Below are 16,331 nucleotides of genomic sequence, written 5' to 3' on the forward strand. Positions count from 1 at the left end.
CTCGATTTCGACACCACGGACTCAACCAGAGTCCGTGGCGGGGTGGAATGGGGAGACCTCCCCATTCCCGCCGCGCCGTACGGGATCGTCACCCGGGCTGCGCGACGTGGATCTTGGCCGCCCTGCCGGCGGCGATGAGGAACCCGCGCCCGGGCGGGAAATCCTGGCGCCGCAGCCGGCCGAGCGGGGTGTTCAGGAGGGTGTCGCCCTCCATGTCGCCCGGCGTCATCAGGATGCCGTTTCGGCCAGACTTGAATGGTCCGGCCAGGGCGAACGCCTTCGACCAGGTCGACGATTCCGCCTCACCGATCACCATGACCTCCTTGCGCACCGCTGCCTTCACGAACGCCTCCAGCGGCTTCTCCGCCGGGGTACCGGTCATCTCGGTGTAGTTCTCGATCATGACCGTGAGACTGCCCGGAGCGAACGTGTCCGCCTGGAGCGCCTCGGTGAGCTCCTTGGCGACCGCCTGGACGTCCTCGGGCGTCTGCGCCACCTGGTCCCACAGGTCCATCGAGCCCACGCTGGTGCGCCGCGACGAGAAGTACACCAGCCGCGTCCTCGTGGTCCGCCGCAGCGAGGTGGCGATCGTCACGAACGTCGTCGTCCGGCCGGATCCCGGCGGGCCCGAGAGCATGAGCGGCGAACGCTCGGGCAGCCCGATCGGCGAGATGTCCAGGTCCCGGAGGCCGATCGTGGGCCGGTTACCCACGGTCGGCGGCAGGGCGGTGAGCATGAAGTCGTCCGGCAGCCGTTCGATCCCGGGCGCCTTGGGCGTCCCCGCACGTTCCATGGCCTGTTCCAGCTTGGTCATCTCGCGCGACTGGACGACACCGTTCGAGTCACCACCCAGGACGGCGATCTGCGCCTCCTGCCCGAACATGATGGCCCGGCCCGGCGCCGACGTCGGACTCAGCACGTCCTTGGGCACGTTCAGCATCATGTAGTCGTCCTCCCGCGCCATGCGGTGGATGATGCGTTTCTGCACCGTCGACGCGAGCGACGGCGGGATGTTCGTGGCCCGGTCGCCGGTCATGACGATGTGAATGCCCACGGGGCGGCCGTCCGTCGCGAGCTGCGTGAACGCGCCGAAGATCGAGAACCCGCGCGCCACGCTGATCTCGTAGGAGTCCCGAAACGCCCCGAAGCCGTCCACGAGCACGAAGATGCGCGGCTCGTGAGGCCGGTTCGCGATCTTCCGGTACTCGACGATGCTGCCCGCCCGCACCTCGGCATAGCGTGCGGAGCGGTCCTCGAGCTCCTCGGACAGCCGCCGCAGGAGACGGGTCACCCGCTCCTCGTCCTCGCCGTCGATGATCGCGCCGACGTGCGGCATGTTCTCCAGCATCGTCAGGCCGCCGGACCCGCAGTCGATGCCGTACACCTGGGTGGGCCCGCCGCGCACCGTCAGGCCCGCGGAGATCGCGATGGTGCGCAGCGTGGTGCTCTTTCCCGCGCCACCGGTGCCGTAGACGGCCATGTTGCCGTCCGTGTCCGGCTCGTAGTGCACGGTGGGCTGCGCCTGGCCGTGCGGATCGTCCAGCACGCCGAGCAGGAGCTTGGCGTCGGTCCGCGGGTTGGGCAGCAGGGCGAGGTCGTAGGTCTGAGCGAGCTCCGGCAGCCACGGCTTGCGCGGCTCGGGCACGCCGGCGACGGTGGCCGCGTCGCGCATCGTCCGGACCATCCGTGAGATGTCGTTCGGGCCGGGGTCGCCGCCGTCGTCCGACGACGACTCCCGCGCCGGCATCTCCCACTTGCGGGCGACCCCGAAGTCCAGCTCCTCGACGTCGATCTGCGTCGGTTCCGGCTCGTCGGAGGTCCAGCCACCGGCGTACCCGGTCTGGAAGGTCGTGATGCGGCCCGGACCGGTCTTCGCGGCGCCACGCCCCGGGATCGACGCCGCGAAGTGCGCCGCCATCGCGTCACCGAGCACGTCCTTGGAGTCGGACTCGTCGGCCATGCGCAGCGCGATGCGCAGGTTCGTGTTGGCGCGCAAGTTGTCCTTGATCACCCCGGCGGGACGCTGGGTCGCGAGGATCAGGTGCAGCCCGAGGGACCGGCCGCGCTGGGCGACGTCGACCACGCCGTCCACGAACTCCGGGACCTCGCCGACCAGGGCGGCGAACTCGTCGACCACGATGATGAGGCTCGGCGGCGCGTCCGGGTCACCGGTCTTCTCCAGCGACGCGAGGTCCTTCGCCTTCTTCCGGTTCAGCAGGTGCTCGCGGTAGTGCAGCTCGGCCCGCAGCGACGACAGCGCGCGCCGCACCAGGTGCTGGGAGAGGTCGGTGACCAGACCGACCGTGTGCGGCAGGTGCACGCAGTCGGCGAACGCCGCACCGCCCTTGTAGTCGACGAACAGGAACGTCACACGGTCCGGGCTGTGCGCGGCGGCCATGCCCATCACCCAGGACTGCAGGAACTCCGACTTGCCGGCACCGGTGGTGCCGCCCACGAGGGCGTGCGGACCCTGGGTACGCAGGTCGAGGTAGAACGGCTCGATGCCGTTGTGACCCACCAGGCCGCGCAGGTTCGTCGGCTTCTTGCGGCGCACCGGCGGTGACCCGTCGCGCGGGGTGAGCGACAGGTTCTCCTTCCACCGGTCGACGATGCTGTTGGCCTCCGAGGCGACCTCCGTACCGGCGAGCGCCAGGTACGACACCGACCGGGGCAGGTCCGTCTCGTCGCTGACGGGGGCGCCGACGTCGACCACCGGCGACAGGATGCGGGCGATCTCGTGGGCCGTGGCCAGGTCGGCGGTCTCGCACCGCACCGGGAAGGAGAGCAGGCCGTAGTGCACCTGGCCGGTGGTGGCGCTGTCGCCCCCGGCCTGGTTGTCGAGGACGACGAACGTGCGGCACGCGGCGGGCAGCTGCTCGACCGTGGGCGCCACCCAGACGACATGGACGTTGGCGGACGGGCCACGCTCGACGAGGCGGACCAGCCGGGAACGTTCGAGCGGGGCGTCGTCCTCCACGAGGACGACGACGGACGGCAGGATCGGCCGGGGCGGCTTCTCCTCCCGGTCCTTCTGGGCGTCGCGCTCGCCTTCGAGGGGCGGTGGGCCGTCGAGCTTCATGCCCCGGGCCTCGATGAGTTCCTCGAGCCGGGTGAGCAGGGCCGCGCCCTGGCCGGGGTCGGCGGCGAGGTGGTCACCGGCCCCCAGCGGGCTGTGGGGGGATCCGGTGTGCGGCGCCCACTGCAGCCACTCCCAGTCCTGCCGTGAGCGGTTGGAGGTGAGTGCGGTGATGACCACCTCGGCGGGCGAGTGCAGGGCGAGCAGCTGCAGGATGACGGACCGGGCCACGCCCTCGACGGCGCCGGACCGGCCGGCGATGCCGACGCTGCCGCCGAACCGCAGGGCGGCCGTGGAGGGCACGTCGTCGATGAAGACGCACTGCTCCTTGAGCTCGAGCACCTTCTCCCAGTGCTCGGGGAGGGCGTTGTTCTCCCGGGGCTCGGCGAACGTGGTGCGGGCGGGCGCGCGCCCGACCCCGAGGCGGACCGTGAGGAAGCCGCGATGCTCCGGCCGATGAGTCCACATGAGGCCGCCGAGCCGGCGGACGTTGTCGATCGCCTCGGCCAGCGACGGCGTCTCGGCGACCCGGACGGCGCGTTCGACGGCGTGGGTCCGGCGGATCCGCTCCTGGGTGTACTCGACCGCGTCGACGAACTGCTCGGACGCCTTCTCGTACTCCTTCTTCGACTGGACCTTGCGGTCCCACCACATGCCGATCATGAACATGGGCCCCATGAACATGAACAGGAGCATGCGCGGGTTCTGGAACACCAGGAACACCACGAGGCCCATCACGACCGGGACCAGCATGACGAGCCAGGGCAGGGGGCGGGGCCTGGGCGGCTCGGGCGGCTTCGGCGCCTTGATCTCGTGCTCGCCGAACCGGGTCACGACCCGTGGGGACCGGTTGAACTCGACGGCCGGACTGGTGGGCGCGATGCTGGTGGTCCGGTGCAGGGCGATGACCGAGACGACGTCGTTCCCGATCGTGATCATGTCCGAGCTGGTGATCATCGCCCGCGTGACCGCCTGACCGCCCATCACGAGTCCGTTGGCCGAGTCGAGGTCGTGGATCTCGATCGACTCGCCGACCACGATGCGCGCGTGCCGCTTGGACGTCTGCTTGTCGGAGAGCCGCACGTCCATGTCGCGGCCGCGGCCGATGTAGGAGGTCCCGACAGGGAGCGGGAACTCCCGGCCGGCGTCGGGCCCTTCCATCACGCGGAGCGTCGCGACGGCGGCGCCGCGGTCGGCACCGGGCACCATGAACTGGTCGGAGACGCGGACGATCTCGACGGTCGAGCCGGAGCGGAGCCCCGCCTGCGTCAGGTCGTTGTCGGGCCGCAGCACGCGGCTGTCCGCCCCGCCGCCCCCGGACTCGCCACGCACCTGGAGGGTGAGGTTCTCGGGGGCCGCGGCGCCGTTGCGTGTCGGGTCGGCCGAGAACAGGGTCTCCGCCACGTCCCGCACGGTGGCCGTCGCGTCGGCCGTGACCGCCACGTTCGCGGAGGTCTGGTCGGGGCGGTTGAGTGTCAGCTTGATCCGCACGTCAGGCGTCGTCCTTCACATCGAGCAGGGGGAGGTCGGCGGCGGTCACCAGTCGTGAGGCGACGGCGTACTCGACGAGGCGCGCCCTGCGGTTGGTGGCCTGGGATCCGGAGTCGCCGCGCAGGCCCTTGACCCCGATCCGGTCGAGCTTCTCGCACACGTTGTCGAGCTTGCGGTTGAAGCGGGTGGTGGCCCAGCCGAGCCGCCGGGCCGCGGCCGCGGAGCTGGGGATCTCGCTCAGCCCGCTGCCCTCACGGCGCAGCATCGGCTCGGCGAGCGACACGATGAGCTGGCGCTGGCTCGTGGTGAACCGGATGGCTCCGATGGTCGTGGCGCCCGTCCCGGCGTCCTCGTCGGACGAGATCTCGTGATACGGCGCGTCCTCGAGGTGCAGGCTGAGCTCGTAGGTGGTGGGGCCGGCCGTGAACACGACGGACGTGCTCGGGAAGACGATGGGCAGCCGGTTGCCCGGCGGCAGCCAGGACTGCACGCCGCCCCCGGCGTCGCACACCGTGGCCGCGATCAGCGAGCCGACGTTCGACAGCCACCAGATCCCGTCCTCGTGCGTCACGCGCAGGAAGCGGCGGTGCAGGTAGGGGTTGTCGTCGACGGCGAGGTTCCCCTCACGGCCGATGTCGAAGGTCTGGCTGTCGCCCTCCGGGCGGAACCACTCGCCGCAGAACTCGATCGACAGCGAGCTCATCCGTCCGCCCCCGCGGGCGCGACGCAGACATCCGCCGGGTCCGACACCTGGTTGCCGCGCATCATCACCACGTCGACGCACGTGTCGCCCGGCTCCCGCGGCACGGTGACCGTGGTCTCGCCGCCCACGGACTGGTAGATCGGGGTCTCCTCGGACAGGCTCCGCACCAGGTACCCGAACTCGTCACCCTCCTCGAAGGCGTTCGGCTTCTCCCAGGTCACGACGACCTGGTCGCCGTCCGGCTCGGCCGAGACCTGGAGCGGGGGCGCCAGGTAGTTCGGCACGATGTCGTCACCGAACTCCCCCGCGCCCGTCTCGGCGACCGGCGGGTCCCCGCCGTCGTCCACGCCCTCCCACGGCCGCAGCAGGAACAGGAGGATCCCGATGCCCACGAGCGCGACGACACCCAGGATCGGCGCGACGAGCCGCCACGGGCTGGGCCGCGGCTCCTCCTCCTGCGGCGCCGGCGCGACGTACTCCTGGGCTCCCCGCTGCCCGGCGGGCAGCGACGTGCGCGCCACCGTCTCCTCGACGGTGCCGACGCCGGAGCGGTCGCCCGAGACGAAGGGCAGGTCGGGCGCCGAGCCACGGCTCACGGACGGCGACGGCGCCCCGGTGTGCGCCGGCGCACCCGCACCCGGCGGCGGGCCGAAGCCGCCCGTGGGCGGGGCCGCGGGCGCGAAGCCGTTGCCGGGCCCTGCCGTCGGCACGGGGGCGGACGGCACCTGCTGGCCCGGATCGATCGAGACGACGTTGCGGAACCTGGTGCCGTCCTGCTCGTCGTCCTCCTCCTGATGCATCTGGCCGGACTCGTCGAGGATGTCGATCGTCGTCATGTCGCGCGACATCTCGACCTGGACCTGCTGCAGCGCGCGGGCGAACGCCAGCGCCGTCGGATACCGCGACGCGGGCCGCTTGCTCATGGCCGTGGCCAGCACGCGCTCCAGCGAGGGCGGCACGTCGTTGCGTCCGAGCGCCGGCAGCGGGCCCGTCTCGATCCGGGCGATCAGGTCCGCCGAGCGGTTCGACCCGCCCGGCACCTCGAACGGGGTCCGGCCGGCCAGCAGGGTGTAGCAGGTGGCGGCGAGGCCCCACACGTCCGTCGCGATCCCGCTGACCGGCGGGTCCTGGAACGACTCCGGCGGTGACCACGGGATCGACATGCCCTCGGCCGCCGACGCCTGGTCGACCGTGGACGCGATGCCGAAGTCCGTCAGAGCCGGGTGGCCGAACTGCGTGACCAGGATGTTCGCGGGCTTGATGTCGCGGTGCAGGATGCCCAGACGGTGCGCCGTCTCGACCGCCCCGGCGATCTGGATCGTCGTACGCAGCGCCTCGGCCACGGAGAACCGCTCGCTGCGGTACCGCGCCCCGAGGTTCGGCCGCGAACAGAACTCCATCGCGAGGTACGGGCGGCCGTCCCCAGCCGTCGACGCCTCGTACATCGTCACGATGGACGGGTGGTTGCCGAGCGTGGCCATGAGGTCGGCCTCGGCGTCGAACGTCTCCCGCTGGGTGGCGCTCGACCACTCCTTGAGCAGCACCTTGATCGCCACCTGGCGACGCGGGCGGCGCTGCTCGTAGAGGAACACATCCGCGAAGCCGCCCGAACCGATGACTCTCTTGAACTCGTAGCCATCGATCTGGGGCGGCGCGGACGGCGCTCGCTTGCTGCTCACTCGGTTCCTTTCGGGTTGGTACTCGGCGAGTGCACCGGGACTGCGGGGCTCTGGGGCGTGGACCCCGCGGACACCGTGTGCTCAGCGGGGAATCCGGAGCTTCACCAGATCCCCTCGAACTTGAGGGTGACGCCGTCACCCAGGTCGATCACGTCGCCGTCCGCGACGATCTCCTTCTCGTTCGGGTGGAGGCGGCGCGGCGGCTGACCGGGACGGATCAGGGTGGTGCCGTTCGTGGTGGCCATGTCCGCGACGAGGACGTGCCACTCCTCCAGCGACACCTCCAGGTGCGAGCGGGAGATGTCCTGGTTGGGGCTCGAGACGGTCACGAGCCGCGGTATCTCCGAGGCGGACGTCGTGGAGGTCCGCGGACGGCGTCCGACGATCACACCGCGGTCCAGCTGGATGATCTGTTCCCCGCGCGCACCGGCGGCACCGGCCTGCGCCGACCCGGTCGTCACCACGAGGCGGCCCAGCGGCGGGCGCGCCGCGGTGGACGGCTCGCCCGACAGGTCCTCGCCGCAGGTGCGGCAGGTGGGTCGCGCCGGCGGGTTCGCGTGGCCGTTCGGGCAGGTGACGGCAAGGATCTGGACTCCGCCCGAGACCGGTGGAGGCTCGACGGCGGGCGTCGGGGACGACGCGACACCGGGGCCCCGCAGGGCGGCGAGGTCGGACTGCATCACGGTGTGCCCGTCGTGGTCGTCCGGCTCCTCCGCCCCGGCGTCGTTCACGGCGGCGGCGCGATGCGCGGCGGCGGGCGTCTCGCCCGGCACCGCTCCCGGGAAACCTCCGGGGATCTCCGAGATCAGGCTCGGCGCCTCCCAGGCCTCGCCCGCTCCGTCGGCGGGCGCCGGCGCGGCGTGCGATCCCGCGGGCTCGGCCGCCGGCGCGGGCGCCACCCACGGGACGGCGGAGGACCCGGGCGAGCTCTCGTTCTGGGCCTCCTCCTCGTCCTCCTCCGGGACGCGCACGGCGGCGTCCTCGACGCTGCGCATGATCGTCTCGCCGAAGAGGTGCTCGTACTCGTCGTCGCCGCCGATCTGCGTCGCCTCGGGCACGGGGCTGTCCGACGACGGCTCGGTGGGCGGGGCGAACGAGACGGTCGACCCCGCGTCCGGGCTCACGGCGGGTTCGGCCGGACCCGGATCGGGACCCGGGGGCGGTGGGACGGGCGGGGAGCTCTTGACACCCGGAATCCGCGCGAACACGGAGGCCTCGTCCAGCTCCGGGGCGGCGGCGGAGCCGGTCCCCGGCGATTCCGACGCCGGCGATTCCGACGCCGGCGATCCGGCGGGCGAGTCGTCCGGGGCGTCCTCCACGAGGACCCGGCGCACCGCGGCCACCGGCACCACCGCGGACTCGGCCGGCAACCCGCCGTCGGACAGGGGCGGCCCGGTGTCGGCACGGCCCGTCGAAGTCCCCACCACGAACGCCGTCGGCTCCTCGATGACGCGCTCCGACCACGACACGACGTCCTGTCCGGTCACCTGGACCGGCCCGCCGGCAGTCGTCACGGTCACGTCCACGCCCACGCCGCGCACGGCCACGTGCGCGGCTCCCGTGGCCTGGACGGAGACCACCGCGAACGGAGGCACGGCGCGCAGGCCGCCGGGCACCGACGTGAGCACGCCGAGCGCGGCCGCGACGCCGTCGGGGGCTTCGGCCAGCTCGGCCCAGAGCTCGGTGAGCAGGGCGTCGTCGGCCCTGTCGGGGAGGACCACCACGGTCTCGCCCCGGATCACCGCGCGGGCAGGTCCCTCGGTGTAGTGCACAGTCATCTCGGTCCCTCCGGCGCTTCGGTCATCCGCCGCTTCGTGGTTGCGTGTCTTCCATCAGTCGTCTGCCCCCCGGCACCACGTCGTGCTCGCGCTCGGCGGTGACGCCGTCGGTGTCGTGGGGCACTCCCGTCACGTCCACGACCAGCACCGTCACGTTGTCGCGACCGCCTGCTTCGAGGGCACGGTCGACCAGTTCCTGGGCGGCGTTCCCCGGATCGGGGATCGCGAGCAGGATCTCGCGGATCTGCTCGTCGTCCAGCTCGGCCGTCAGGCCGTCCGAGCACACGAGGATCCGCTCGTGCGCCTCGACCGGAACATACCGGAAGTCCGCGTCGGCCTCGTCGGGCCCGCCGAGCGCCCGGGTGATCACGTTGCGCCGGGGGTGATGGCGGGCCTCCTCGGCCGTGAGCATGCCGGCGTCGACGAGCTCCTGGACCTCCGAGTGGTCCACGCTCATCTGTTCCAGCTCACCGTTGGAGAGCAGATAGGTCCGTGAGTCCCCGACGTTGACGACGAGCCAGTACGGGGCACCGTCGACGTACGCCAGCACGGCCCCCGTGAGGGTGGTACCGGCACCGCGGCCCTTCGGGCCGGTCTCGATGGCCCGCACCTCCTTCTGGGCGACGTCCACCAGGACGTCGACCAGCTCGGGCTCGATCGTCTCCGCCTCGAGCAGGAAGCTGAGTGCGCCGAGCGCGGTCGCGCTGGCGATGTCCCCGGCGTCGTGCCCGCCCATCCCGTCCGCGACCAGGAACACCCCGTTCTCGGCCAGGTAGGCGTCCTCGTTGATCTTCCGGCGCCGGCCCCGATCGGATGCGGCACCCCACATCAACGACGGCCGGTTGTCGGAGCTCACCCCTCCGCCCCTGAGTGGACGACGACGCGCCGGTCCCCGAAATGGACCGTCGACCCGACCGGGACGCGCACCCGCGCCCCGGCCTCCGCGACCCGCGGGGGAAGTCCCGGCACCGAGACCACGGTGCCGTTCGTCGAGCCCCGGTCCGTGAGCCAGAGTCCCGCCGAGTCCACACCGAGCTCGGCATGATTCTTCGAGACGGAACGTGTCGGGTCGGGAAGCTGGACCAGACGCACCCCGGAACTGCCCGGCGCCTGCGGGTTGCGCCCCACCAGGGTGGGGCCGTCCACGCGGACCATCTCGCCCGACTCCAGCTCCAGCACCGCGCCCAGGACCGGCGGCGGTTCCATCGCCCCGCTCGATCCCGTCGGCAACTGCATGACCGTCTCGTCCGGCACCTGCTCGGCGCGGGTCCCGCCCGGGTCCGGACGCTGCGGGGCCGCCTGGTGGCCACGTGACGCCTGGCCGTGCGGGGCCTGCCGCCGGCCCGGACCGTCGATGCGCGTGGGCTGCGAGTCGCGCCGCCGCGGCTGCGAGATGGGCGGGTACGGCGACGTCTCCAGCACCGGATGGTCCGGAATCGTGTTCGCGGCGGTGATCGGCAGCGGGGAGTTCGGCGTCGCCGGGGGCGACGGCGTGGACGCCGTCGTCGGCGGCCCGGCCTCGGGCGGGGACGACGGCGGCGCGCCGGGCAGCATCGGCTGCTGCGGCTGGGCCGCGGGATGCCGGCCCGGCCGTTGCCGGGACGACGGATCCTGGCCCGGCTGACCGGACACGGGCGGGAACGGACCCGCCGGGCTCCCCGGCACGTCCGTGATCAGGCCGTCGCCGGACGACGGCCCCGAGGCCTTGGGGAAGGACCAGGGGTCAGGTCGTGCCGGGGCGGGTGAACCGTGCGGGCTGAAGGACGCCGAGGGCTGCTGTCCGGACTGCCCCGCCGGGTCGAAGGCGGGCGCCTGCCCCGCGGACGACGCGGCGGTGTGCGCCTGGCCCGCCGCGCGCAGCGCGCCCGGGCTCGCCTGGCCGCCCGGTGTCACCGGCGAGCCCGGGGCCGGGGTGCCAGGGGCCAGGGTGCCGGGGGCCGGGGTGCCAGGGGCGGGAGCGCTTCGGCCCGCGGTGCCCGGACCGGAGGGTTCCCGGCCCGGCGCACGAGGCCGGGAGTCCGGGTCGAAGCCCTCCACCACCGGCACGGGCTTCTTCGTGGCGTCGATCACGACGGTGCCCGCCGCCTTGTCGTGCCAGCCCTGCTTGCGACCGCTCTTGTCCCACAGCGGGCTGAGCAGCACGACCCAGGCGCCGACGACACACGCCAGGCTGCCGGCGCCGACGACCAGCATGCGCAGGAGGATGCGCCAGAAGCCGACCGGCTCCTGGTCGGCGGCCGACACGGTGCGGATCCCGAGCGCGAGGTTGCCGAGGGTCTTGCCGGACCTGCCCTCCCAGATCCACATGGACAGGCTCCACAGGAACATGAGGCCGAGGCCGCCCCAGAGACCCGCGACGAGCGTGGTGAGCATGGCCCGCTGCTCGTTCTCGTCGATGGCGATCACGCCCTCGGGCGGCTGCGCGATGACGAGGGCGATCCCGTACACGGCCCCGAAGAGCACGCTGCCCACGGCGCCGTCGAGCAACCACGCGACGATCCGCCTGCCGACGTGCGCGTACACGGGCTCGGGCTCGGGCAGAGGTCCAGGGTCGCGCGCGGGAACGAACGTCCCGGTGTGGAACTCGTCGTCGATGCGAGACGCGCCGTGGTGGTACGGCAGATCCTGGCCGCCCTGGGACACGCCGTACCCACCGCCCGCCATCTGCTGGACAGCACTCTGCGGTCCGGGCCGCTGTTCGGCCACGGGCCTGCCGGTCCGCGGGAACTCGCGCCCGCACACGCCGCAGTACTGCGTCCCCTCGGCCTGGCGCGACAGGCAGCCGCCGCACACCACGTCCGTCATCGGTTCTCCCTCGAGCCTCGCTTCACCAAGTCCTGCAGGACGCCCCGCATGCCGCGTCCTCCCGCCATGCGCGCGCGAACGCTACGCAACGACAGCGCCGCGGCGATCCTCTGCCGGGTACCCACGGAAGAGCGTAGGCCGCCGATGAACGTGTCCACTTCCTCCCAGAAGGTGTCGACCTCGGCCTGTGTCGGTTGCCTTCCGCTGAACACCGTGGCATCGGCCCGATGCGCAAGCTTAAGGGTGCCTGGCGCCTCGTGCTTTGTCGCAATAAGTCCCGCGCCCTCGCGCCGCGTCGCCGACCGGGGCACGGAGGTGCCCATGTCGGTGACCGCGTCCACCACCTCGTGCCAGCCACCGCTGAAGCGGTCCGCGAGCTCCTCGGCGGTACGCCGGCGGGTCCGGCGGCGCGCCTTGTGCGCGAGGATGAGCAGGATCGGGAGCAGCACCAGTGCGAGCGGAATGGCGACGGCGAGCAGGATGGTCAGGAACATCGCCCAGTCGAAGCCCTCGTTGTCGGCCTCGTCCCGCTCCTCGTCCTCCACGCTGCCGGCCTTGTTCTGCTCCGGCTCCTCCGGGGGCTCGGGCTCCTGGAGGACCGGGGGCTTGGGGACCTCCTGCGTCTGGGGCTCGGGCTGGATCTTCGTGTCCTCGTCGGGGTCCACGTCGATCGGGACCCAGCCGTAGCCCTCGAACGGCACCTCGATCCAGGCGCTCACGTCCTCGCCGCGCACGAGCCACTCCTCGCCGGCGGCACGCTCGGACTCCTCGTCCTCCGCGAAGCCCATGACGACCCGCGCGGGGATGCCCGTCTGCCGGGCGAGCAGGGCGAACGCGACGGCGAACTGCTCCTCGTCGCCGATCATGTCGTCGTTCTCGAGCAGGTTGTCGATCCGCTCCGCGGCGTGACCGGGGCGCGACGGCGGCTGCCCCTCCAGGCCGCTGGACAGGATGCCGCCCGCCTCCAGCGCGTCCCGGATGAGGAACAGCTTGGCGGCCGGCTCGGTCTCCTCACCGATGTACTGCGCGACCTTGGAGGAGACGTTGGCGGGGAGGGCCGCCCTCGCGGTCTTCGGGAGCTCGACCTCGGACACCCTGGCGTGGGCCAGATCCTCCTCGGACGGGTGCGTCGTGAGCAGGGTGTCGAGCTGGTACGTGTCGCCCTCCCGCACCCGGGCGAGCGTCACCGCCGTCCCCGTCTCGTTGTTGTAGTAGGTACCCACGCCCTGGTCCGCGGCACGCGAGCCGGTCCAGGTCACCCCGGAGAGATCGCCCACCTCCGGCACCCACACGTCGTCGTACGCGAGCGACGTCACCTCGATCGTCGCCGGGTCGCCCTGCGCGGCGGTGACGATCTCCTGGCCGACCCGCGTGAAGACACCGGTCGCCCCGCCCTCGCCGGCGACGTCGTACACGACGCCGTCGTACTCGTCGAGGGTGGCGAGACGGATCCGGCCGTTCTCGGGAAGGCCGGTGACCCGGAGGATCTCGGTCTCCTTCTCGTCCTTGGCGTAGTGCCGGAAGGAGGCGAGCGGCGTCGAGAACTCGTGCACGTCGAACGGCGGCACGATCTCCTCGCGCAGCACCGTACGCGGGCTGTCCGGCAGGAGCGCCGGACCCGCGAAGCCGGCGGCGACACCCGCCACGCCGAGGATGATCGCGCCCGTGCGGACGCGGTACCAGAGCAGGCGCCGGGTGGCCTCACGGCTCTGCTCGGTGCTGATCGAGTGGGTGCCGACCCTGGCGCCCATCGCGCGGACGCCGCCCCACAGCAGCCCGACGACGGCGATCACGAGGCCCTGCACGATCGGCAGCGCGGTCTCCAGGGTGCCGAGCAGGATGACCCCGGCGAAGCCCAGGACGATCGGCAGCATCGCCCAGGCCGCGTACCGCACGCGCAGCGCGATCGTCGCCGCGACGAGCGCGACGAGCAGCATCATCAGATACGGCACGACCGCCAGGTCGGGGAACGAGTACAGGGGCGGGACCGTCGTGACGAAGGCCTTCCAGCCCTGGATCGCGCCGAGCAGGAGGTCCTGCAAGGTGGTCAGGCTCGGGACGAACCCGAGGATCGCGTCGCGGGGCAGCGCGAGCGACGCGCCGAACACCAGGTAGCCGACGACGGCGAGCGCGGCGACCGTCACGGCGGGCCACCGGCGCCACGCGCACAGCCAGGCGATGAACAGGCCGAGCACGGTGCCGCCGACGGCGGGCACCAGGTATCCCGGCGTCCCCCAGACGGGACCGAAACCGATGATGATCATCGCGCACATCACGGCGAGGGCGCCGAGGTCGAACCACGCGCCCTTCTTCAGCGCGCGGGGGCGCGCGTCGTCGGCACGCCGCGTGGTGCCGCCGCCCCGCGTGCTCGACCCGGTGAGGCCGGACGGCCGGTGGCCGTCGGGGCTGATCCCGCGGCGCGCTCCGCCGCGGGTGGTCTCGTCGTGGCTCATCCCTCACTCATCTTTCGCAGCGCGAGCGGCAGGTCGCCGAGCTTGCCGAGCGTCAGCACACCGAGCTCGGCGATGGCGTGCCGGGACAGGGAGGCCCCGGGCACGCACTGGATCGCCATCACCTGCACGCCCACGGGGAGGCGTGCGGAGGCCGAGCGCAGTTCGGTCGGCGTGACGAGGCTGCCGGTGATGAAGGACATCACCGACGCGTCGTTGATCGTGGTGCCCGCGATCCGGGCGAGGTCGGCGAGGGTGGTCCTCGTCGAGGTCAGCTCGATCCTGGACAGGTCGTCGAGCAGCCGCGTGCGGTGGTCCCCGCGCAGGGTGCCGGCGTCGTTCACCATCACCGTGACGCCACGGTCCTCGCGGATGGCCTGGAGACCCAGCGAGCCGCAGACACTGACGGCGAGCTCGAACTCCTCCTCGTTCGCGTAGTCCTGGGCCCGCGTGCTCAGCAGCACGGCGAGGTGCGAGCGCCGCGTCTCCTCGAACTGACGGACCATGAGCTGGCCCGTCCGCGCGGTCGTCTTCCAGTGGATGTGGCGGCGGTCGTCACCGGGCACGTAGTCACGCAGCGCGTGGAAGGACACGTCCGAGTTGGAGATGTCCTGGGTGACCCGCCCCTCCAGGTCCTTGAAGAAGCCGGTGTTCGACCCCATCAGGTTCTTCACCTGCGGGTGCACGAACAGCTCCTCCGGCTCGGTCCACGTGACCTCGCGGCGCAGCAGCCCCAGCGGGTCGGCGCGCACCGACTTCACGGGGCCCACCACGATGACGCTGCGGCGCCTCGTGGGGATCGTGAAGATCTCCTCGTGCGCGGCCCCGCCGCGCAGGCGGGGGACCGGGAACGCGGCCGTCCCGGTACCGACGGGGAGCTCCATCACCGACGGCAGCACCGGACGGCGGGCCTCGTTCCGCACGTCGAGGCGGCCGACGGCGCGCTCCCCGACGGTCACGCGCCGTTGCGCCAGGTCGAGCACGACCGTGTAGCGGAACCTGCCGAGCACGAACGCGCTCGCCGCGACGAGGGTCACGGTCAGCACCACCGCCGCGATCAGCACCTCCACCCAGGAGAGCAGAAGGCCTGCCACCCAGGCCGCTACGGCGGTGACCAGCACGGCCAGGCCGAAGCCGCTGAAGGCCTCGGTCAGCGGGCGCAGCCGTTCGCGGACCGTGGACAGCCCGCGCCCGACCGCTCCCGCGAGCGCCAGCCGGCCGCGCCGGACGGCACGTCCGGCACTCGCGCCACGCGCACCGAGGCCGTTCGGCACCTCGGTCCGCTTCCCGTATCCCGGCTGCGGCGTCGTGCTGGTGGTGACGGGCGGCCGGGTCGCCGTCGTCGTCATGCGGACACACGCTCCTGCGGAGCGGCGACGTCGGACAGGATGCGGCCCAGGATGATGTCCGGCTGCGCGCCGGCGAACTCCGCCTCGGGGTCGAGCACGAAGCGGTGCGCCCACACGGGCTGCGCCAGGTCCTTCACGTCGTCGGGCAGCACGTAGTTGCGGCCGTGCGCGGCCGCCCACACCTTGGTGCAGCGCACCAGCGCGAGGGCACCGCGGACCGAGACGCCGATGCGGGCCTCGGGCGCGTTGCGGGTCTCCTCGGCGAGGCGGGAGACGTACTCCAGCACTGCGGTGTCCGTGTAGACGGTGTGCGCCAGGGCGGACATCTCCGTGACCGCCTTGGTGGTGATCAGCGGCTGCAGCGCCAGGCTTCGGTCCTTCACCGAGGAGCCCTGGAGGATCTCGACGGTGGAGGCGTGGTCCGGGTAGCCCACCGAGGTCTTCATGAGGAAGCGGTCGAGCTGGGCCTCGGGCAGGCGGTAGGTACCGGCCTGCTCGATCGGGTTCTGCGTGGCGACGACCATGAACGGGTCGCCCACGGAGTGCCGCACGCCGTCGACCGTGACCTGCCCCTCCTCCATGACCTCGAGCAGCGCCGACTGCGTCTTCGGCGAGGCGCGGTTGATCTCGTCGGCCAGCACGATGGACGCGAAGATCGGGCCCTTGTGGAAGTCGAACTTGCCGGTGTTCTGGTCGTAGATCGTCACGCCGGTGACGTCGGACGGCAGCAGGTCCGGGGTGAACTGGATGCGGTTGTGCGAGCCCTGGACGGACGCGGCGATCGCACGGGCCATGGCCGTCTTGCCGGTGCCGGGGGCGTCCTCCAGCAGGAGGTGGCCCTCGGCGAGCATGCAGGTCAGAGCCAGTCGGATGACCTGGGACTTCCCCAGCACCGCCTGCCCGACGTTGCCGACCAGACGATCGAAGGTCTGTGCGAACCAGGCCGCCTGTTCCGGTGTCATCGTGCTGGTGCTCATGTGTTCTTACTTCCTCGCTTCAT

Annotated in this window: 9 protein-coding genes; all 9 read right to left on the reverse strand. The window is 72.2% G+C overall.

The genetic code is table 11. The features are described from left to right. Window positions 1-88: 88 nt before the first annotated feature. The 9 genes from EDD34_RS17925 to EDD34_RS17965 all read right to left on the reverse strand — a co-directional run bounded on the left by EDD34_RS17925 (window position 89) and on the right by EDD34_RS17965 (window position 16,308). Entirely contained in the window at window positions 89-4,567 is a 4,479-nt protein-coding gene (locus EDD34_RS17925) for a type VII secretion EssC family protein (RefSeq protein WP_123815780.1), read from the reverse strand. A gap of 1 nt (window position 4,568) precedes the next feature. Beyond that, the gene (locus tag EDD34_RS17930; RefSeq protein WP_123815781.1) at window positions 4,569-5,270 is read right to left on the reverse strand and encodes a hypothetical protein; all 702 of its coding nucleotides are present in this window, start codon (window positions 5,268-5,270) and stop codon (window positions 4,569-4,571) included. After that, a complete protein-coding gene (locus EDD34_RS17935; protein WP_123815782.1) occupies window positions 5,267-6,949 on the reverse strand; it encodes a serine/threonine-protein kinase in 1,683 nt (560 codons plus the stop codon). Before EDD34_RS17935 ends, EDD34_RS17930 begins: the two co-directional genes overlap by 4 nt. A 101-nt stretch (window positions 6,950-7,050) precedes the next feature. Continuing rightward, complete coding sequence (locus tag EDD34_RS17940; RefSeq protein ID WP_123815783.1) at window positions 7,051-8,727, reverse strand: FHA domain-containing protein; 1,677 nt, start codon at window positions 8,725-8,727, stop codon at window positions 7,051-7,053. A gap of 22 nt (window positions 8,728-8,749) precedes the next feature. Beyond that, window positions 8,750-9,583: a PP2C family protein-serine/threonine phosphatase gene (locus tag EDD34_RS17945; RefSeq protein WP_246012548.1), complete on the reverse strand. Its 834-nt coding sequence runs from the start codon at window positions 9,581-9,583 to the stop codon at window positions 8,750-8,752. Beyond that, window positions 9,580-11,532 (reverse strand): RDD family protein, encoded by a 1,953-nt coding sequence (locus tag EDD34_RS17950; protein ID WP_123815784.1) that lies wholly within the window; start codon window positions 11,530-11,532, stop codon window positions 9,580-9,582. Before EDD34_RS17950 ends, EDD34_RS17945 begins: the two co-directional genes overlap by 4 nt. Beyond that, the gene (locus EDD34_RS17955) at window positions 11,529-13,985 is read right to left on the reverse strand and encodes a transglutaminase TgpA family protein (protein WP_123815785.1); all 2,457 of its coding nucleotides are present in this window, start codon (window positions 13,983-13,985) and stop codon (window positions 11,529-11,531) included. Before EDD34_RS17955 ends, EDD34_RS17950 begins: the two co-directional genes overlap by 4 nt. Then, window positions 13,982-15,331, reverse strand: coding sequence for a DUF58 domain-containing protein (locus EDD34_RS17960; protein WP_123815786.1), 1,350 nt, complete (start codon window positions 15,329-15,331; stop codon window positions 13,982-13,984). The genes EDD34_RS17955 and EDD34_RS17960 overlap by 4 nt, the downstream gene beginning before the upstream one ends. Continuing rightward, entirely contained in the window at window positions 15,328-16,308 is a 981-nt protein-coding gene (locus tag EDD34_RS17965) for an AAA family ATPase (RefSeq protein ID WP_123815787.1), read from the reverse strand. Before EDD34_RS17965 ends, EDD34_RS17960 begins: the two co-directional genes overlap by 4 nt. Window positions 16,309-16,331: the final 23 nt, after the last annotated feature.

Source organism: Myceligenerans xiligouense, assembly GCF_003814695.1.
Lineage (GTDB): Bacteria > Actinomycetota > Actinomycetes > Actinomycetales > Cellulomonadaceae > Myceligenerans > Myceligenerans xiligouense.